The sequence below is a fragment of the Bradyrhizobium diazoefficiens genome, from assembly GCF_016612535.1.
GTDB lineage: Bacteria > Pseudomonadota > Alphaproteobacteria > Rhizobiales > Xanthobacteraceae > Bradyrhizobium > Bradyrhizobium diazoefficiens_C.
This window is the reverse complement of sequence record NZ_JAENXS010000003.1, coordinates 492146-510828: the sequence shown is the minus strand read 5'-3', so window position 1 is coordinate 510828 and position 18683 is coordinate 492146. Positions and strand designations below refer to the sequence as shown.

At 64.7% G+C, this 18683-nt stretch carries 22 protein-coding genes and 1 pseudogene; 10 read left to right on the top strand and 13 right to left on the bottom strand.

Features of this window, described 5'->3' with window-relative positions:
• Positions 1–39: 39 nt before the first annotated feature.
• Positions 40–753 (bottom strand): class I SAM-dependent methyltransferase, encoded by a 714-nt coding sequence (locus JJE66_RS33640; RefSeq protein WP_200520064.1) that lies wholly within the window; start codon positions 751–753, stop codon positions 40–42.
• 102 nt (positions 754–855) lie between these two features.
• Between JJE66_RS33640 and JJE66_RS33635 the strand changes: the two genes are divergently transcribed.
• Entirely contained in the window at positions 856–1611 is a 756-nt protein-coding gene (locus tag JJE66_RS33635; protein WP_246756751.1) for a dienelactone hydrolase family protein, read from the top strand.
• Positions 1612–1620: 9 nt separating this feature from the next.
• Here JJE66_RS33635 and JJE66_RS33630 read toward each other — a convergent pair whose 3' ends face one another.
• Positions 1621–2340 carry a bifunctional 2-polyprenyl-6-hydroxyphenol methylase/3-demethylubiquinol 3-O-methyltransferase UbiG gene (locus JJE66_RS33630; RefSeq protein WP_200520063.1) on the bottom strand — a complete coding sequence of 240 codons (720 nt, stop codon included), beginning with the start codon at positions 2338–2340 and terminating at the stop codon, positions 1621–1623.
• A gap of 399 nt (positions 2341–2739) precedes the next feature.
• On the bottom strand, positions 2740–2904 hold the full coding sequence (locus JJE66_RS33625; protein ID WP_200520062.1) for a hypothetical protein: 165 nt from the start codon (positions 2902–2904) through the stop codon (positions 2740–2742).
• A gap of 106 nt (positions 2905–3010) precedes the next feature.
• On the opposite strand from JJE66_RS33625, the gene JJE66_RS33620 reads away from it, so the two are divergent.
• The gene (locus JJE66_RS33620) at positions 3011–3406 is read left to right on the top strand and encodes a hypothetical protein (protein WP_200520061.1); all 396 of its coding nucleotides are present in this window, start codon (positions 3011–3013) and stop codon (positions 3404–3406) included.
• Between the two features lie 294 nt (positions 3407–3700).
• Complete coding sequence (locus tag JJE66_RS33615) at positions 3701–3955, top strand: hypothetical protein (protein ID WP_200520060.1); 255 nt, start codon at positions 3701–3703, stop codon at positions 3953–3955.
• Positions 3956–3977: 22 nt separating this feature from the next.
• Here JJE66_RS33615 and JJE66_RS38775 read toward each other — a convergent pair whose 3' ends face one another.
• From JJE66_RS38775 to JJE66_RS33595, 4 genes are all read right to left on the bottom strand, one after another.
• Positions 3978–4220 carry a DUF6719 family protein gene (locus tag JJE66_RS38775; protein WP_200520059.1) on the bottom strand — a complete coding sequence of 81 codons (243 nt, stop codon included), beginning with the start codon at positions 4218–4220 and terminating at the stop codon, positions 3978–3980.
• A gap of 230 nt (positions 4221–4450) precedes the next feature.
• Positions 4451–5158 carry an outer membrane protein gene (locus JJE66_RS33605; protein ID WP_200520058.1) on the bottom strand — a complete coding sequence of 236 codons (708 nt, stop codon included), beginning with the start codon at positions 5156–5158 and terminating at the stop codon, positions 4451–4453.
• A gap of 274 nt (positions 5159–5432) precedes the next feature.
• Complete coding sequence (locus tag JJE66_RS33600; RefSeq protein ID WP_200520057.1) at positions 5433–5855, bottom strand: hypothetical protein; 423 nt, start codon at positions 5853–5855, stop codon at positions 5433–5435.
• A 350-nt stretch (positions 5856–6205) separates the two neighbouring features.
• Positions 6206–6556 (bottom strand): His-rich protein BRANT, encoded by a 351-nt coding sequence (locus JJE66_RS33595; RefSeq protein WP_200520056.1) that lies wholly within the window; start codon positions 6554–6556, stop codon positions 6206–6208.
• A 256-nt stretch (positions 6557–6812) separates the two neighbouring features.
• On the opposite strand from JJE66_RS33595, the gene JJE66_RS33590 reads away from it, so the two are divergent.
• Positions 6813–7355 carry a lipopolysaccharide assembly protein LapB gene (locus JJE66_RS33590; protein ID WP_200520055.1) on the top strand — a complete coding sequence of 181 codons (543 nt, stop codon included), beginning with the start codon at positions 6813–6815 and terminating at the stop codon, positions 7353–7355.
• Between the two features lie 107 nt (positions 7356–7462).
• Positions 7463–8807: pseudogene (locus tag JJE66_RS33585) on the top strand (serine hydrolase domain-containing protein).
• Here the strand turns inward: JJE66_RS33585 and JJE66_RS33580 are convergent.
• Positions 8797–10386 carry a S10 family peptidase gene (locus JJE66_RS33580; RefSeq protein ID WP_200520054.1) on the bottom strand — a complete coding sequence of 530 codons (1590 nt, stop codon included), beginning with the start codon at positions 10384–10386 and terminating at the stop codon, positions 8797–8799. The pseudogene JJE66_RS33585 and the gene JJE66_RS33580 sit on opposite strands and share 11 nt — an antisense overlap.
• Before the next feature lie 257 nt (positions 10387–10643).
• On the opposite strand from JJE66_RS33580, the gene JJE66_RS33575 reads away from it, so the two are divergent.
• From JJE66_RS33575 to JJE66_RS33565, 3 genes are all read left to right on the top strand, one after another.
• The gene (locus JJE66_RS33575) at positions 10644–11423 is read left to right on the top strand and encodes an NAD kinase (protein ID WP_200520053.1); all 780 of its coding nucleotides are present in this window, start codon (positions 10644–10646) and stop codon (positions 11421–11423) included.
• Between the two features lie 99 nt (positions 11424–11522).
• Positions 11523–12068, top strand: coding sequence for a response regulator (locus JJE66_RS33570; protein WP_200520183.1), 546 nt, complete (start codon positions 11523–11525; stop codon positions 12066–12068).
• Positions 12069–12098: 30 nt separating this feature from the next.
• Positions 12099–12677, top strand: a complete 579-nt coding sequence (locus tag JJE66_RS33565; protein ID WP_200520052.1) for an Hpt domain-containing protein — start codon at positions 12099–12101, stop codon at positions 12675–12677.
• 149 nt (positions 12678–12826) lie between these two features.
• On the opposite strand, the gene JJE66_RS33560 is transcribed toward JJE66_RS33565, so the two are convergent.
• The 4 genes from JJE66_RS33560 to folE form a co-directional block, all read right to left on the bottom strand.
• Positions 12827–14002 carry a DUF2336 domain-containing protein gene (locus JJE66_RS33560; protein ID WP_200520051.1) on the bottom strand — a complete coding sequence of 392 codons (1176 nt, stop codon included), beginning with the start codon at positions 14000–14002 and terminating at the stop codon, positions 12827–12829.
• A gap of 157 nt (positions 14003–14159) precedes the next feature.
• Positions 14160–15176 carry a transglycosylase SLT domain-containing protein gene (locus JJE66_RS33555; RefSeq protein ID WP_200520050.1) on the bottom strand — a complete coding sequence of 339 codons (1017 nt, stop codon included), beginning with the start codon at positions 15174–15176 and terminating at the stop codon, positions 14160–14162.
• Positions 15177–15331: 155 nt separating this feature from the next.
• Positions 15332–15754 (bottom strand): phosphoribosyl-AMP cyclohydrolase, encoded by a 423-nt coding sequence (gene hisI / locus JJE66_RS33550; RefSeq protein WP_200520049.1) that lies wholly within the window; start codon positions 15752–15754, stop codon positions 15332–15334.
• A 27-nt stretch (positions 15755–15781) separates the two neighbouring features.
• Positions 15782–16471, bottom strand: a complete 690-nt coding sequence (folE, locus tag JJE66_RS33545; RefSeq protein ID WP_200520048.1) for a GTP cyclohydrolase I FolE — start codon at positions 16469–16471, stop codon at positions 15782–15784.
• A gap of 232 nt (positions 16472–16703) precedes the next feature.
• Between folE and JJE66_RS33540 the strand changes: the two genes are divergently transcribed.
• A complete protein-coding gene (locus JJE66_RS33540; protein WP_200520047.1) occupies positions 16704–17159 on the top strand; it encodes an iron-sulfur cluster assembly scaffold protein in 456 nt (151 codons plus the stop codon).
• Positions 17160–17170: 11 nt separating this feature from the next.
• On the opposite strand, the gene JJE66_RS33535 is transcribed toward JJE66_RS33540, so the two are convergent.
• Positions 17171–18073 (bottom strand): hypothetical protein, encoded by a 903-nt coding sequence (locus JJE66_RS33535; RefSeq protein ID WP_200520046.1) that lies wholly within the window; start codon positions 18071–18073, stop codon positions 17171–17173.
• Positions 18074–18303: 230 nt separating this feature from the next.
• Between JJE66_RS33535 and yidD the strand changes: the two genes are divergently transcribed.
• Positions 18304–18642: a membrane protein insertion efficiency factor YidD gene (yidD, locus tag JJE66_RS33530; RefSeq protein WP_200520045.1), complete on the top strand. Its 339-nt coding sequence runs from the start codon at positions 18304–18306 to the stop codon at positions 18640–18642.
• Positions 18643–18683: the final 41 nt, after the last annotated feature.

Below are 18683 nucleotides of genomic sequence, written 5' to 3'. Positions count from 1 at the left end.
AGCACCTCCTTGAGTCTGTTGCTTCGATGTCCGGCGGTTTCATTCCGGTGAATTTTGCAGGCCGCCGTCAGGCAACTCATCGAGCCGCCAGAGCCCGATACTCTTGTCGCGCCAGCCGCCACCTCCCTCCTCGCAGCGCTCGTTGATCAAGTCGCGCGGGGACGGGCAGTTGAACGGCGCCTTCGTCATGTTGAGCGCGCGCCAGTCGCCGTCCTCGCAATCGCGATTGTCCTCCCACTCCGGAAACGTCGTGACCAGCAGGAATTGCGCGCCCGTCGCGCGAAAGCGAGCAAGGGCACGCGCGATGTTCTGGAAGCTCAGATGCACGAGGCAGTCTCGGCAGAGGATCGCGTCGCTACGTGGCAGCACATCGCGCGTGATGTCCGCGACGAGGAAGCGGCCGCGCACCTCGCCGCGTGCCACACGCGCGGTGTTGGCTGCGATCAACGACGGCACGATATCGATGCCGATATAGTCGAGCTCGAGCGTGATGCTGCCGATCCAGCCCGCATCGCCGCAGGGTGCATCAAGCAGCGAACGCACGCCAAGCCGCTGCAACAGGCCGGGCAGCGCCTCGCGGATCCCTACAGTGGCGAGATCTTCCGAGCCGAGACCCGAGACCGAGGTCGCAGCCCCCCACAGGTTGGTCCGCTGGATCCGCTCGAATCGCGCGGCGAGGTCGAGGCCGGCAAAATTCTGGCGGTCGGCAACGAACCGCTCATGGGCGAGCACGGAGGGACGATGGGCGATCATCGGGATGGGACTCGCGTGATGGGACTCGCGTCAAGATTCCGTCGCAAGCGCAATATACACCCCACACATCGCGTCCGAAACGTCTCTCCAGCGAGCCCCCCGATGATCAGCCGACGCGCGGCTCTGGCCGCCATCGCCGCACTGCTGTCCCCCGCCGTCGCACACGGCGCGCCGGGCGAACAGTTCAACGTCACGAGCGGCCATGACAGCCTGCCGGTGTCGCGCTATGCGGCTGCAGCCGACGGAAAACGTCCTGCAGTCATCGTCCTGCACGGCTCCCGCGGCATCGAGCTCAGGGCCCGCGCCTATGAGCGATACGCCGATGCGCTGACGGCGCGGGGCATCGACACCTATTTGCTCCGCTACATGACGCCGGCCGATATGGCTGCGTTGACGTCCGCCACGCATGAGGGCCGCGAGGCCTATGAGACAACGCGGTTCGACGGCTGGGCCGATACGGTCGCCGCCACCGTGACGACCGTGCTCGGCCGATCTGACAGTTCGGGACGCGTCGGCCTGCTCGGCTTCTCGCTGGGCAGCTACATCGCCGCCGAGGCCGCCGCGCGCGACAGGCGCATCGCAGCTCTCGCCGTGCTCTATGGCGGCATGCCCCAAGCCATGGCTGCCAAGGTCAAGCACCTGCCGCCGCTGATCGCATCGCATGGCGAGGCCGACAGGAATGTGCCGATCAGCGAGGGGCGGCAACTGGTCGCGCTCGGCAAGTCGGTCGGTGCCGAGACCGAATTCGTACCCTACCCGGGCAAGGCGCACGGCTTTGACTTCTCCGACACCGATCCAATGACACCGGATGCGATCGATCGGGTCACACGGTTCTTCCAAGCTAGGCTCGCCGCCTGACGCGCCGCTTCACGCCGGCTTCTGCCACTCCATGATGTGGAAGTACGGCACGCGGCGATGGCGGGCGATCGCCTCGGGCGCGCCGCCTTTGGGCTCCGGCTCGACGAACAGGCGCAACAGCAGCCCGTGATCAAGTAGCAGCGTCATATAGGTGCTGAGCGGACGGTGCCAGTTCTGGATCCGGATGCCGCGCCAGCTCAGCCAGATCGACCGCTCGTCCATGTAGTGGTCGATCGCGAAACGCGCGCCACCCTCTCCGTCCCACGTCCAGCCGTCGGGCTGGCCGGCGGTGTTGAAGCTGGTCAGATTGGCGATCAGCAGCGTGCCGCCCGGCCGCAGTGCCGCCACCATCTTCGCGATCGCCACGGCGAGATCGGGCATATCGATCAGGCTGAGATAACTGACGACCAGATCATAGGACGCATCGGCATCCATTGTCTCGGCCCGGCCGAGCCGATAGTCGCCATTCGGGTCCAATTCCCGGGCGCGTGCGAGCAGTGCCTCGGTCGGATCGATGCCGGTGGTTCGGATGCCGGCGCGCTGCATGATGCGGCAAAAGCGGCCCTCGCCGCAGCCGACATCCAGCGCATTGCGAAAGCCGCGACCTTCGACGCGCGTCCGCATCGGCGCGTCCAGCACGAAGCGGCGGCCATAGTCGCCCTCCTCACCCTGCTCGACGATCCAGGCGGGCGCCGACGCGGCCCAGCCCTGGCTGACGTCCTCGTTCATGGGGCGACCTTTGGAATTGGATAAGCGTTGCGCGGGGACGGCTACTGACCACAGATTGGATCAGAGTTCAACATGAGGTAGCATACGCGCCGCATGCCTCCCCGCACCAGCCGAGAAAGCGCCAAGATCATCGCCGGAGCGGTCGCGTCCGTCGTCGCGACGGTCTTCCTTTTCGCGATTGCGATGGCGTTCTTGCTGCCGCAATAGGATCTGCGGCGCGCCGGCGGCGTAAAGCGCCGCCGGATCTTGGACGTCGCCCGGCTTAGGCCGCGCGCACCGTCCGGAGGAATTTTCCGACTTCGTCCTTCAACTGGTTGCTGTCCGTCGCCAGCATCTTCGCGGTCGAGAGCACCAGCGAGGAAGCCGATGCCCCACGTCAATTCGCGCCAGCGTTAGCGATCAGGCAGGGGCGATCTCCTGGCCGTCATCAGGACGGCCTTGGGCGCGCACCAATTCCTCGACGAACGCGATCACCTCCGCCCGCTTCTCGGGCGGTAGCAACAGGAACGCGCGGACGAGCCTCAGGCCCTCCGCTTCGTCCGACTGGTCCGTCTTGGCATCCATGCCCCACACTGTCGAGCGTCCGGGAAAAATATGCAATCCCTTGCGCACAGCCTTCTTGATTCGGCGCCCCGGCTTTGCTGGAATAGTCCCAACAGGGTGGTGGATCATGAAGTGGATCAGGGAGCGCGACGCACTGATCGCGCAGACACTGGCCTTCGTCCAATCAGTCTCCGGCAAGAAGGACGAGGTCCGTCAGCCGGATACCGTTGCGGCTGCGCCGGTCCTCGCAGCGGAGATCGTCTCCGTTCGGACCGTGACCGTCGCGTTCGAACCGCCCTACGCCGATCCGCTGCCGCAGGCCGTCCCGCCGCCCCATCCCTTGCCTGTCCCCCCGCCACGGGCGGGCAGTGATTTCCGGAGCGAGATGCAGGCTCGCATCGCCAATTTCAGAAAGCACCAGGAGCGCTTCGAGCGCGAACGCGAGGAATATTGCGCGGCGACGCTGACCAAGCTACGGGCCGCCATCCGCGATACCGCCCCGCCTCCGCCGGCCCAGAAATAAGGCCGGCCCGCCTACAACCAAGACCACACCAGCCAGAGATTGGCTGCGCAGGCACTGAACAGTGCCAGCGTCAACGGCAGGAGCATGTGCCCGCAGGAGGTTTTCAGGTCGGTCGTCATGGCCGAAAACATCCGCTGATTCCGGCCGAGGAGTCCCAGGGATTCTTTTTTTAGGGATTCAGGACTCGTTAAGGACTCAAGGCCGGCCCCCGTGATCACGGGCCCGTGATCACGCCGCCGTGCCGGAAACCCTCCCCGGGGCAAGCCGTTAATGCGGTTTGTGGGAGCGGGAAGCATGCCCTACGCCCTGTTCTGCAACGACAGCCAGATCAGCAAAGCCTATCCGAGCGAAGCCGACGTCTGGCAGCTTGCGCAACGGAGCGGCCTGGTCGTGGACATCGGTACTGACGAGGAGCGGCACGGTCCGCGGCGGGTGCTCGACAACGATTACGAGATCAAATCGTGCCGGGTCGCCCAAGGCGAAGACCCCGCCAAGAACAAAGCGGATGCCGAACGGGAATCCCGGATGGAGCTTCAGTTGAACTCGTGAGATCCGGCCGAGAGCCGACGCCTCAGGGCGTCGCGGTCGCCAGCGAGGCCTGCTCACCAGCGAGCGCCACGCAGGCTCTGCGGCGGTGCAGCCCACGGATTGCCCCGGTGACCTTCAGCACCTTGCCGGACGGACAGGAGGCGTCGTTGACGAATGCGACCTCATAAGGTGCCAACATCAGAGGCTCGGATTTAAGGATCGTTTGGGCAGAGCACGGCAGGGCGACGAAGCACGAGACCACCACAACCGACGCCAAGATACGCATGTTCGTTGTCCCACCAACCCGGCAATTAAGCAATAACGCTTTCCGGAGCGCGAGTTCCGTAAGTCGCAAAAATTATTTTTGCTTTACCCGATGCCCGTGACACGCGTGAGAAGACGCGCGCAGGACTGTTTGCTTGCAAATGACGCGCCAGATGGTTCACACAAAGCAAACAAAAGGCCGGCGGGAAGCCGGCCTTTGTCAGATCTTGGTTCGTGCTCGCGCTCGGCGGATCAGTAGCGCGAGGCTGCCGGACCGCCCCAGCCGAAGCGATAGTTCACGCCGACCTTGACGGTATGCTCGTCATCCCGGCCGCGGACGCCGATGACGTCGGCCGGACCGGACGTGATCGTGGTGCTGCCGAAATTGTAATACTGGTACTCGGCCTTGGCCGACCAGTTTGGCGCGAACATGTATTCGAGGCCGGCGCCGACGGTGTAACCGTCCTTGTTGTTGCCGGTAGCCGTGAAGGCCTGTGGCACGCCGGCGATGTTGACGCCAAGGCCGCCATTGCGCCAGGCGTAGCCGCCCTTGGCGTAGAGCAGCGTCGGTCCCCAGGTGTAACCGATGCGGCCGGTCACCGAGCCGAGCTGGTCGGTGTTGGATGTCACCTGCGTCCCCAGCGGGAACGTGACACCGTTGTTGTTGGTCGGCAGCCAGGAATACTGGGCCTCGACACCCACCACCCAATTGGGCGCGAACTGGTAATCGAAGCCACCCTGCACGCCGCCAAGGAAGCGGGCGTCGCTCGACTGGAAGCTGCTGTCGCCGGCGAAGGCACCGCCGACGTGGCCGCCGATGTAGAAACCGGTCCAGTTATAGATCACCTGCGGCGGTGTGTAGGCCGGAGCCTTGGTGTAGGTGCGCGGCTGCATGTCGGCCGCGGCCGCCGGTGCGGCCAGCGCAAGCAGAGCTGCTGCACCGAGCAAAATCGTCTTCATGGTCATCCCCGTTCTTTCAAATCGACCCTCAGGAAACAACGTGGCGTGAATTTGGTTGCTTCGCGGCGATGCCGGAACGTTGATCGTTCGTAACTGTGGCGGGGCGGCAACAACGGCATTTTGTTCCGTCACGCGTGCTTGCGCGACCGAATTCGTCGTTCGCATGAGGTCCGCCGTAACGATTTGTCGCACGGCAAAACCGCCCCGTTCAAAGCTCGCCGAAATGTGATCCAGCGGCTCCTTCTAGCACCGCGCGATGAAGGCGGGCTTTGCGCTATCGCGCCATCTTTTCCAGTTCCGGAAAGGGTGCGTAAACCGCTCCCGCACAGAGCTCGTTGGCACGATCGACGACCCGGTCGGCCCGGCCGTTGACGTAGACGATGGCGCGTTCGCGCATGACCTTGTAGCTGCCGTCGGTTTCGCGCGGCGTGAAGTGCAGGCAGCCGACATAGAACTGCCGGCCGCCAACCTCCCGCAGCACCGGATCAGCCATGCTGGCGTCGCGCACGCCGACCGGATTGTTGAGATATGTACGCATCAGCGCCAGGGCGTCGCCGCGAAAATTGTCGGGAAACGCCTGAGGCCCTCCGGCCTGGGTCCCCTCCATCAGGGATGGACGGTCGCCATCGCTGCCGAAGCAGGCCGCGAGCGCCAGGGGCAAAACCAGGATCGCCGCACGTTTCGCCAATCGCCCCACAGGTCACGCTCGCCGCTCAATCAGACCCGGAGAAGCTTAGCCCCGAGGTTGCGATCACGCATCTCTAGAGCTGTTTTGCCCGACGAGTCAAACGGATTCGTAAAATCCGCAGAGCGGCTGGCGTCAAATCATTGATATGTCTGTCGCCGGCTACTGTGCATGGGGTTGTTTTCGATATTTGATCTTGGTCGCGTATTAAGGGAATGCGCCTGCGGCGTCCGGGCATCGGCGCATCGGCCCGCCGTCGGCGGACTGCGCTTTCGCGTAGGACGCCGAGACGACGGGCCGGGCCTGAATTCCGCACGCGGCGGCGGGGCAATGCCAGGGATACCGCCGCGCCGGATCAGTCGTTAGCTGCGCTTCTCGGTGGTCGCCGGCTTGGTGACGCCGGGCTGCGTCTTCAGCGACTTCCGGGCCGACAGATGCTTGTGGTGATGGCGATGCGCCCGCACGGTCTTGTGCTCGTCGGGCGTGATCGCGGCGTTGGCGTTCATGGCCTTCGACTTGGTATCCACCTTGGCACCCGCCTTGACGTCGGCGGTCTTGGCGTCGGGTTTCGCGGCTGTGTTCGACACCTTGGTCTGGGTCTGGTCCGCCTTGATCACCGGCGTGGTCGTGGTGGTCTTGCCGGCTTCTGCGGCGAAAGCCGGAGCTGCGATCACGGAGGCTGCAAGCAAGGCTGCGGAAATGGTCTTCAACATGGTTGGTCTCCTCTTGGAAGGATCTCGAGGCGGCGCCCTCTCGCCCACCCTTCGATCGTAGGTGTGAGCCTAGGGGGAGCGCACTGAACCCAGTCTGAAGCGGGCTGCCAGCTTCCATTCATCTGGATGACAAGTTTGTTATCTTGTCGTCGGAGGGTCAAACCGCCGGGAACGGTCGGGAATGTTTCTGCCTGCCGGGTGTTCCGGTCTTTGGGCAATCGTGTAGGATCGCCACGTTCCATACGGGAGAACTTAGATGCGCAGACTCTCAATGCTTCTTGTGCCGGGACTTGTCGCCCTGTCGCTGGCGGCCGCACCGGCGCTGACCAGCGCCTATGCCGCAGGTAGTGACGAGCCTTCATCGCCGCCGAAGTCGGACACCACGACCAAGAAGGGGAAGAAGAAGAGCTCTTCCGTCAGCGATCCCAAATTCCTCGCGGCCTATCGCACCGCCTACACCACGATCTACGACAATCACGACTACACGAGCGCGATTGGCCAGCTGAAGCAGCTCAAGCGTGACGACGTCGCCGACGTCGCCAATCTGATCGGCTACTCCTATCGCAAGCTCGGTGACTACCGTTCGTCGAAGGCCTACTACGAGATCGCGCTGAAGGACGATCCGAACCACGTCCGCACCTGGCAGTATTTCGGCCTCTGGCAGCTCGAGCAGGGCAACCGCGAACAGGCGCAGTACCACCTGAACAAGATCGCCTCGCTCGCCGGTACCGACAGTTCCGAGTATCGCTCGCTTGCCGCCGCGCTCGACAAGCCGACCGGTGCGACGCTGGTCTACTGAGACTTCGCATCTTCGCATGAAGCGAACGGGCACAACCTTACGGGTTGTGCCCGTTCTGCTTTCTCGGATAGCTTCTCGCACCGATCTCCCCTCGCAAATGGTGCGCAATGGACACGTGGCTGCGATCCGCGATCGACTACATCGGCTCCTGGATCGAATTCCAACACATGACGATCCAACAGCCGGGCGTCATCGTCGCATTCGTCCATCGCGGCGAGGTCGTCGCCGAGCATGCATTCGGTCTCGCCAATCTCGACACCGGCGAAAAGCTCACCCCGCGCCACCGTTTCCGCATCGCATCGCACTCGAAGAGTTTTACCTCGGCCGGCATCATGAAGCTGCGCGAGCAGCGCAAAATCCGGCTCGACGATCCCATCGGCCAGTATGTCGGCGGCCTGCATCCCCGTGTTGCCGAGACGACGATTGCGCAGGTGCTCTCGCACAGCGCCGGACTGACGCGTGACGGCGCCGATTCCGGCCAGTTCATCGAAAGCCGCCCCTATCTCAACGCCAAGGAGCTGCTCGCCGAGCTGAAGGGGCCTACCGCGATCGAGCCCGGCACGCGCTTCAAATACTCCAATCACGGCTTTGGCCTGATGGGCCTCGTCATCGAAGCGGTGACGAACGAGCCCTACTCCGCCTGGATCAAGCGCGAGATCATCGAGCCCGCAGGCCTTGGCGAGACCGAGCCGAATGCGCAGCTTCCCAAGGGCGCACTGTTTGCGCGCGGTCACACGCGAAAGCTGCCGCTGGGCGAGCGCTGCGTGATCCCCGGCGACAATCCCGCCCACGCGATGGCATCGGCCGCGGGCTTCGTCGCGACCGCAGCCGACACCGCGCGCTTTTTCGCCCAGCTTGCGCCCAACGCCAGGAAGAGCGTGCTGTCTGTCGCAAGCCGCCGCGAAATGACGCGGCCTCGGCGTCAACGCCGGCAAGACCGACGGCTGGGACTGGTTCGGCCATGGCGGCGGCTTCCAGGGCTACATCTCCCGGACATGCTCCATCCCCGGCTGCGAACTCGCCATCAGCATCCTCAGCAACTCCATCGATGGCGCAGCGCCGTTCTGGATGGACGGCGCGATGCAGATCCTGCGCGTCTTCAAGACCCGCGGCGCGCCCGACCGGCGCGTGCGCGACTGGGCCGGCCGCTGGTGGACGATCTGGGGTGCGACCGATCTCGTGCCCGCGGGCAACCGCGTCCTCGTCGCCAATCCGCAATTCAACAATCCGTTTATGGACGCAGCCGAGATCGAGGTCACCGGGCGCGACACCGGCAAGCTCGCCTGGGCCGCCGGCTATTCCAGCCACGGCGAGCCGGTGCGCCGCATCCGCGACAAGCGCGGCAAGATCAGCGACATCTGGCTTGCAGGCGCCAACATCAAGCCGGCGAGCGTCGTGGCACGCGAGATTGCGCGGCGGTATCCGCCGCGCAAGCGGCGGCCTACTCCCTGATCAGCGCCTCGACCTCGCTCCGAAACGCCTGCCGCGAGCCGTCGCGCGAATAGAACATGTGGCCGCCGGGATAGGCCACGAATTTCACCCGCTGGGTCGCAAAAGCCGGCAACTGGTCGAGCGCCTGCTTCGTTCCGAAATAGGGCGTGGCGAGATCGAACAGGCCGTGCGCAACCAGCACGTTCAGCTTCGCATCGGTGGCGAGGATCTGGCGCAGCTCCGACAAAGATTGCGGCGGGTTGATGCCGCCGCCAAAGTCCCAGTGGCGCTCGACGGCACCGTTGAGAACTTCATAAGAGCCATCCGGCCGCCAGTTGAGTTTTCGTGTGAGAACATCGACCGCGGCACTCGTCAGCGGCGCCTGAAGCGCATCGCCTGAGGGGTCCCCGAAGCGCGAACTGCTCGAATCCGGATAGGGATCGAAGCCGCGCACGGAGGCGTCGTAACGCCCGGTCACCATGCCGTTCTTGCGGTCGAGTTCGCGGCGGAATTCGCTGACGTCGAAGCGGCCGGCGAGCTTGCGGCTCACCGCCGGGTCGAGGCCGGTCAGCTCGGCGACCTTGTCGGCCAGGCGATTGGTGGCTTCCTTGTCCGCCTCACCCTTGACGAGATCGGCCAGGAATTCGCCGCGCGCATAGGCCTCGACGTCGGCGAGATCAGTGCGCTTGACCGGCCCCTTGGCTTCGCGCGCCACCGCCACATAGCTCGGCAAGGTCGCGACATATTGCAGGAGGCTCGTGCCCGCGAACTCGCGGAAATCCAAGAGCGGCGACACCAGGATCAACCCTTTGACACCGACGCCGTGCTGAATCTGCAACTGGCGCACGACCTTCGGCCCGCGAATGCCGCCATAGCTCTCGCCCGCGACGAATTTCGGCGAGGTCAGCCGGTTGTGCTTCTCGAGCCAGCGGCGGATCACGAGCGCAATCGAATTGACATCGCCGTCGACCGAATAGAACCGCTTTCGCGCGTCTTCGCCACTCGCGATGACGCGGCTGTAGCCGGTGCCGACGGGATCGATGAAGACGAGATCGGTAAAGTCGAGCCATGTCTCTGCGTTGGGCTTCACCTCGGGCGAGGCCGACGGCGACAGCCCCTCGCCGTCGAGCGGCAGCCGCCATGGTCCAACCGCGCCGAACTGAAGCCACGCCGACGAGGCGCCGGGCCCGCCGTTGAACAGGAATGTCACCGGGCGCGTGGCACGGTCGACACCGTCGAGTTCGTAGGACGTGGTGGCGATATCGGCGAGCGGCTCGCCCTTGTCGTCGAACACACGGATCGAGCCGGCGGTCGCAGCGAAGTTGAGCGTTCGGCCCGGCAGGTCGAGGGTCTGTTTGGTGGTCGAGTCTCCCGGCAGACGGTGCTGTTCGGCAGCCGATGGTGAGGCCTGCGCTGCGTTGCCGCCACGCCCGCCCTTCTGTCCCGCGGGCGCCGCTGCCTCGTTGCGCGGCTGCGGCGGATCGTCCGCGCGCGCGAGACCTGCGAACGCCAGGCCTGCAAACGCCAAGCCTGCGAACGCGAAAGCAGACACCGCCAGCGCCAGCCCGGCACGACGCAGCGTCGGCAAGCTCATGACCATGATTGTTCTCCCCGCTCGCCCACAGTTCGTTGGTCACAGCTTTAACTGGCAATTGCGACGGTTTGGGGGATCGGGACCGTGGGTTGACTTTCTGGGCTCGCTTTCCGGCCGATCAGCCCGGCTTTTGCCCTCAAACAGGGTGCTTGGCCAACCCTCGTGTTTGCCTTGCCGGGCGGTCATCCTCGACAATAGAGGCCAAGGTCGTATAGACGACCTCGGCGGAACTTTCTCGAGCCAGCGACAACTGCCTGGAAGCCATGACCAAGCCAACGCGATACGACCGGATCGCCTTCGTCGCCAGCCCGAGCAGCGAGGCAGAGGCAGCGCTCCACCAGCTCACCACGCAATATGGCAATTGCGATCCGAGCGAGGCCGACGTCGTGGTCGCGCTCGGCGGCGACGGGCTGATGCTCCAGACGCTGCACCAGCACATGCGCTCGGGAAAGCCGATCTACGGCATGCACCGCGGCACGGTCGGCTTCCTGATGAACGAATACTCGACGCACGATCTGCGCGCACGGCTCGAGGCGGCGCATGAATCCGAGATCAACCCGCTGCTGATGCGCGCGACTGACCTCAACGACCGCGTCCACCTGCATCACGCCATCAACGAGGTCTACCTGTTCCGGCAGACCTCCCAGGCGGCGCGCCTGCGGATCCTGATCGACGAGCGCGAGCGCATGCCAGAGCTGATCGCCGACGGTATCATCGTGGCGACGCCGGCCGGCTCGACCGCCTACAATCTGTCGGCCCAGGGGCCGATCCTGCCGATCAATGCGGCGCTGCTGGCACTGACGCCGATCAGCGCCTTCCGGCCGCGGCGCTGGCGCGGCGCGCTGTTGCCCAACACCGCCTACGTCGTGATCGAGGTTCTGGAAGACGACAAGCGCCCCGTCGCGGCGGTCGCCGACCACGAGGAGGTGCGCAGGGTCCGGCGCGTCGAGGTTTTGTCTGACAAGACCATCTCGATGCGGATGCTGTTCGACCCCGGCCACAGCCTGGAGGAGCGGATCTTGCGGGAGCAGTTCGGCTCCTAATACACCTGCCCGGCAGCCTGCCGGACGCCCGATCGCAACGCTTCGTTAACCGTCGGCACGATATGGTTAATGAAAGTTGACCGCTTTGGCCCGGGCGTCATGTTCCGCATAGACTTCAACAAGCTGCGTTTCCTCATTTGCGACGACAATCCGCACATGCGCCGCATCCTGCGGACGCTGCTGCATTCGTTCGGCGCACGCGAGGTCTACGAAGCCGAGGACGGCGCGACCGCGTTGGAAATGTACAGCCACTACGTGCCCGACATCGTCATTGCCGACTGGGCGATGCCGATCTTCGACGGGCTCGAGCTCGCGCAGATGATCCGGCAGCCGGACTCCAAGGGCAATCCCTACGCGCCGATCATCATGCTGACCGGACATTCCGAGAAGCGCCGCGTCACGGTTGCACGCGATGCCGGCGTCACCGAATTCCTGGCCAAGCCCATCTCGGCCAAGGGTCTCTACCAGCGCATCCTCAACGTGGTCGCCAGTCCCAGGCCCTTCATCAAGACCAAGACTTACTTCGGTCCGGACCGGCGCCGCAATACCAACTCCGCCTATATGGGCCCGGAGCGCCGCGTCGGCGAAAAGCACGAGGTGCTCCAGCAGCCCTCGCTGCTCGACAAGGCCCGCTCCTCCATCTAGCGCAACGTCTCACCTGGCGAGGCAGGAATCATGGCGAAGAACAGCGCAAAGGACATCGAGGTCACGGCCTTCGCCACGCATCATGTCATCACGCAGCCCAATCCGCTGCGCAAGGTGCTGCGCCGGGTCGAGGAAAAGGACATGGACGATCCAGTCGGACGCGCCGAGCAGGCGCTTGCCGGCCTTGCAAGCGAGTTCAAGGACTGGATGGCGACCGAGGTCAGCCGTCTCTCGGCCGCCTACGTCGCCATCCGCAACGACGGCTTCACCAAGGAGCGCCGCGACGAGCTGTTCCACGCGGCGCACGACATCAAGGGCGATGCCGCCACGTTCGGTTTTCCGGCCGCAGCGAGCGTGGCCGAGAGCCTGTGTCGCGTCATCGAGCACGCGCCGGATCTCGAGAGGGTGCCGGCCGAGCTGTTCACGCACCACATCAACGCCATCCTCGCCATCGTGCACGAGAACACCAAGCTCGACAGCATCAGCGTCTCCGCCGAGCTCAGCCGCCGTCTGCGCAAGGTCGCCGACGACTATCTCGCCGACGTCAACCGCGACCGCCCCGAGCATCTCGAAGTGATCCTCGCGCCGAGCATCGTGCCGGCGGAGTAGCTCTCCGCTCCCTCCGCTCGTCATTGCGAGGAGCACTTGCGACGAAGCAATCCAGAATCTTTCCGCGGAAGGAAGGACTCTGGATTGCTTCACTACGCTCGCAATGACGGAGTTTGTGTCTTCCGGTCTGTCCTATCGGAGGCTTAAAACTACGCCGCGATCAGCTCGTCGTACACCGGATCGATTGTGTCTTCCGCAACTAGCTCGTCGCAGAACAACCTTGCCTCTTCGCGCGCGGACTCCGTGGCGAAGCGGCGCAGCAGCACCATCAGCGGCTCGGTGGCGCCGCGGTCGGTCTCGCAATGGGTGAGCACGCGCTCGACCATACGCCGGCGCAGCCGGGCCGCGGTGTCGTCGGTATCGACAAAGCCCTGCTCGTGGCAGGCATCGAGCGCGACCTGGAACGCCGCGAACGTCGCCTCGGGCAATCCGGCGCGGCGGAGCAGCGCGGGCAGGCTGTTGCCGCCGCGGTCGTGCAGCAATGCGGAGACGCGCGCGAGCGGCAGATCGGCGAGTTCGGCGAGCGCAGCGTCGAACAGTTCGAGATTGCTCGACAACAGCGCGCGCAAGATCAGGCCCGCCGTGAGCTGGCCGGTGATACGCAGATGCTTCACCAGGCCCTGCATGTCGTCACCGCGCGAGCGCGCTGCGATGTTGATGGTGGAGCGATCACGCGCCTCTGTCGTCATGCGTTCGGCACGGTCGGCGCTCAGCCAGTTCCGCGCCACGACGAATTGCGCCAGCGTCTCGGAGAGCTTTGCCACCAACGCGGCGCGCGTTGCCGCCGGAATGTCGTCCAGCACCAGCATCGCCTCGCGGATCGCGGCGAGATGGCCGTGACGCTCGACGATGCGATTCCAGGAGAACGGTGCCAGCTCGGCCTGGGGATTTTCGATCAGCTCCAGTGCTGCAGCCGCACAGCCGACCTCGGCGATGGCGGCGCAGACCGAGACCGGCAGCGCGATGCGGCGGGCGACCGCGCATTGCACCTCGTCATTGCCAGTCGCGACGATGTCGACGAGATCGGCGTCGATCAGCAGCGGCGAATGTTCGAGCACGGGCAGCGCCACGGTCGGCTGGTCCGCCGACAGCGCCCGCACGATTGATGCCGGAGCGTCCGTGCTGCGCGCAAAAGCCTCGGCCATCGCCTGCCGCACCAGCGGCGACGGGTCGTCGAGCAGCATCAGCAGCGCGCCTTCAGCGGCGACGCGGTCGTCGTGGGAAAGGTCTGAGATCAGCCAGGCCCGGGCCAATGCCCGCGTGGCCTCCGCCCGCTCGCCGGCGGGCGCGGTCCTGATCCAATTGATGAACTGCCGAACAATCATGGTGCTTCCGGCTTACGCAACGAAAAACGAAGCGGTGACGGCTTGTCACCCGCAACACAAAATAAACCACGACGCTTAACAAAGCGTTCACCATAACTGACTGGTATCGTTGACGTTTTGTTAAGGGCTGGAAGCGATCCAGCCGCGCGGAAGCGCGCTAGCTCGAGAAGGTGCCGCTGCGATCGCTGAAGAGATCGAGTGGCTGCGGCGGCCGCACGTCGGGCGTCGCCGTGGCAGCGGATGTGAGCGAGGCGTTGTTGCCCCACAATTTCTGCACCGTCGTTGAGACGGGCTGCGTTGCATCGCCTGGCTGGTAGATCGAACGAAACGCAGGCGCAGTCGGCGTGTTGTCAGCCAGCGTTGTCGACGACATCGCAGCTACGGGTGTCACCGAACGTGGGTCCGGGAAGGTCTGGAGATAGGCGCCGCCGTTGATCATCGGCGCGGTGGGCTGCACGCCATTGGCGCTGGCGACCTGCGTGGTCGACGGCGTGTCGCCATACATCGCCATCGCGCTGCGCGTCGATTTCGCATTCGCGGCACTGGCGTAGCGGGCGTTCAGCACCGAGTAAACCTCGGAGACGCTGCGCGCGCGGCCATCCTTGGCGTAGAAGATCGAGCGGTTGGCGGATGCGGCATTGGGAAATAGCCGCGCGCCAACCGCTTGCGGATTGTCCTCGGCATTGGCGATCAGTTTTGCCGCGCCGCCGACGCCCATGAAATGCGCCATGTAGAGTTCGCTGTCGGACGGCCTGCGGCCGAGCAGACCGGTGAGCTTGAAACTGTTGGACTGCGTCAGTGCTGCCGCCATGCTCGATGCGGCCTCCGGATCGTCGCGCAGCTTCATGATCGAGCGCTTCATGAAGGGATCGTCGACGGTGTAGCTGCCTGACGATGTCTTGCTGATCGCGTCGGCATAGTTGCCATAGCCGAGCTGGGTGCCCGCCTCCTTCACCGTCCCGAGCCAAGTCTGGTCGATGAACTGAAAGAGACCGTGGGCGGACGAAGTGGAGGCGCCGGCCGACGGATCGAAATCCGATTCCATCTTGGCGGTGGTCAGCATGTATTCGAAGCTGACGCCGGTCCGGCTCGAAGCCTGCTTGATCGCGCCCGCAACACGCCGCGACGAGTCTGTTGCGGCCGTCTGCGAGGCATTGGAATTGTCGACCGACATAATGGTGTGACCGGCCCGCGCGGCGTTTATGCGGCGCCGGCAATTCGGACGCCTGATCCTTCCACCGTGGGACAATCATGGTTAACGCGGGGTTAATTTGGCGGTTGCCGTCATTCCGGGGGCTCCCGCTATGCGCGGCGTGGAATGACAGGGAGCTACTTCTTATAAACGTCGTTCGGATCGAACAGCCGCTCCGCATCGACAAAGACGAGCTTCGCCCCGCCGCCCTCGGCCTCAACCTTGCGGTAGAAGCAGGTCCGGCGGCCGGTGTGGCAGGCCGCGCCGATCTGCTCGACGCGCATCCAGACCGCGTCCTGGTCGCAATCAGTGCGGATCTCGACCACGCGCTGGGTCTGACCCGAAGTCTCACCTTTTCGCCACAAGGCATTGCGCGAGCGGCTGAAGTACCAGGCTTCGCCGGTGGCAATGGTCTTGCGCAGCGCCTCGTCGTTCATGTGGGCGACCATCAGCACGTCACCGGTGGCGACGTCGGTCGCCACGCAGGTCACGAGGCCGCTCGCATCAAAGCGCGGCTGGAAGGAAAGACCTTCCTCGATCTCACGGGAGTGAGCGGACACAGAAACCTCGCCAGTTGATTTGCGAGGTCAGCGCATGCCTCGCACCAAGGACAGGAAACGGGCCTGCTCCGCCGGATTGTCGCGGAACATGCCGGTGAAGCGGCTGGTGAAGGTGGACGCGCCGTGCTTGGCGACGCCGCGCACCGACATGCAGGTATGCTCGGCCTCGATCAGGACGGCAACGCCACGGGGCTTCAGGACCTCGTCGATTGCGGCTGCGATCTGCGCCGTCAGATGCTCCTGGGTCTGGAGCCGGCGGGCGAAGATGTCGGTCAGGCGCGCGAGCTTCGACAGGCCGACGACGCGTTCCACCGGCGTATAGGCGATGTGCGCCTTGCCGTAGAACGGCATCATGTGATGCTCGCATTGCGAGGTGAATTCGATGTCGCGCACCAGCACGAAGTCATCATAGCCGGCGGTCTCGCCAAAAGTGCGGTCGAGCACCTCGGCCGGGCACTGGTGGTAGCCCTGATAGAGCTCGTCGAAGGCCTCGACCACGCGGCGCGGCGTGTCGAGCAGACCCTCGCGCTCGGTGTTCTCGCCGATATAGGCGAGCAGCGTCTTCACGGCCGCTTCCGCCTCTGCGCGCGCGGGGCGCGGCTGGTCCGCGCGGACGGCGGCCGCAAGGAATTCGGAAGGATCAAGCTCGGCCGGGCGGCTCTCGGGCTGCCGGTCGGAGGGCTTGCCGGGGCGGATGGATTTGATTGCAGCGTCCATATCTTCTCCGTTCGACGGCCTTGCGGCCGGAGTGTCACCGGCAGACGGGACGGCAAACCGCCGGACGCCTGAGCAGAACAATTCTGGCGAAAAACGTCTTCGGCTCTCGCGTCGGTCGCATGGTTCTGGCCCATCGCCGCCGGACTGTTTTTCCACCTGTTCCGACCCTATATAGGACCGTGGACGGCGCCCGCCAAGGCCGATCCGGTGCGGAAGTGTTGGACCCCATCACATGCTGAACGACATCTATAACAAGCGGATCATCGAACTGGCCGGGAATATTCCGCGCCTCGGGCGGTTGTCGGACCCCGATGCCACCGCCACTGCCCACTCCAAGCTGTGCGGCTCGACCGTCAAGATCGACCTCAAGATGGAGGGCGAGACCGTCACCGACTTTGCGCATGACGTGAAGGCCTGTGCACTGGGACAGGCCTCTTCATCCATCATGGCAAGTCACGTGGTCGGCTCGACTGCGAGCGAACTCCGTGAGTTACGCGAAACCGTTCGCAAGATGCTGAAGGAGAACGGCGCGCCTCCTGAAGGCAAGTGGGAAGAGATCAAGTTCCTCGAGCCGGTCCGCGACTACAAGGCGCGCCACGCCTCGACGCTCCTGACCTTCGATGCCGTGGTCGATGCGATCGGTCAGATCGAAGCCAAGGTCAAGCAGCCGGCCCCTGCGCAAGGCTAAAGCCGAAGCTCTTACTTCTGCGGCGCCGCAGCCGGTACTGCCAGCCCCCCGGTCGGAACCACGGCTTCGGCCGTCTTGGTCGACTTGGCAGGCTGGGGCTGCGGTTCCTCACCGAACCTTGCCTGTGTTTTCGGCGCAAGCTCCGCCATCGCCGGCGCGGAGACGTCCACATGCGGCAACACATCGGCCACCAGATCGGTCGTCACGAGATTGGTGAGCTTCAGCTCGGCGGCGTCGAGCTCGTGCAGATCTTCCCAGGGCGGCACGTTGAGCGCGAGCGACAGGAGATCCCCCGCCCCGCCCATGTCAAAGGTGTATTTGGCGAGCCGGCCGATGTCGCGTTCCACGATCATCAGGTCCTGCGCGCTGTAGCTCGCCGCCTTGGCGTCGTCGGCGCGGTCGCCCATCCAGATCTGATGGACGCGGACGTGGGCCGCTTCCGGCACGTAGCGCTTCTTGCCGGCCAGCAGCAGGAACACGCACATCGATTCGCAATAGGCTTCCGAGGCGACCGTCGGACGGGCGCTCTGCCCGCCGCCATGCTGCTGCGTCATACCGACGGTGGTCAGAAGGCCGAGATTGCGGAAGCGCCGGCCGAGGGTGATCGCGTCGTTGACCGAGCCGCCGCTGGAATCGAGCACGACGGTGGCGCCGCCGAGCTGGCGCCCGCGGGCGAAGTCGTCGAAATCCTTCGGTGTGTCAGCGGTGATGATGCCGACAGCGCTGACCCAGCCGCGGCAATTGGGTTCGCATGCGATCCAGCCGAACTTCATCGGCAGCTTGCGTTCTTCGAGGGAGGCGCCGGCCCGGGCCGGCGAGCCGAAGGTCGCGACGGCGCCAGCCAACATGACCCCACAAGCGGCGGTTCCCACCAGCAACCAGCCACGAAGGTTGAGCGACTTCAGAACTTTCAAACTGGTCCCTTCCCCAAGCCCCAAGGCGATTCAGGCAAGCCCCGTTTCGGCGGCCCGATGAGTCTACACATGGACGTCACAAAAATGGTATCCGGGGGAATACAGCTCGTCCATACAGACTTGCTGCACTGCTCCCAAAAAGCACGTAAAATATGGCGCGAAAACAACACGTTGCTGTTCCCTGCGTCGGAACCGCGCAATATCGCGCCCACGATTGCGGCAAAGCGCACATGAAGCATTCAGCCTGCGAGCATTGTTCCGCGTCCCTCGAAGACGCGCTTCGCCTCCCGAGCCGATTCGGCCGCGCACTGATCTGGCTCTACCGGCACACGCTGTCGCCGTTGGTCGGTTACAACTGCCGCCATCTACCGACCTGCTCCGTGTACGGCGACGAGGCGATCGAGCGGTTCGGACTCTGGGCCGGCGGCTGGATGACGCTCGCGCGCCTGTTGCGCTGCAATCCCTTCGGCACCTCAGGCATCGACAACGTACCTCTCGCCGCGCCAAGGGATGCGCGCTGGTACCTGCCCTGGCGCTACGGCCGCTGGCGCGGCGTCAACGCTTCGTAAGCATGGCTGCGGTACTTTGCACATCGCTGCTCTCAGCGGAA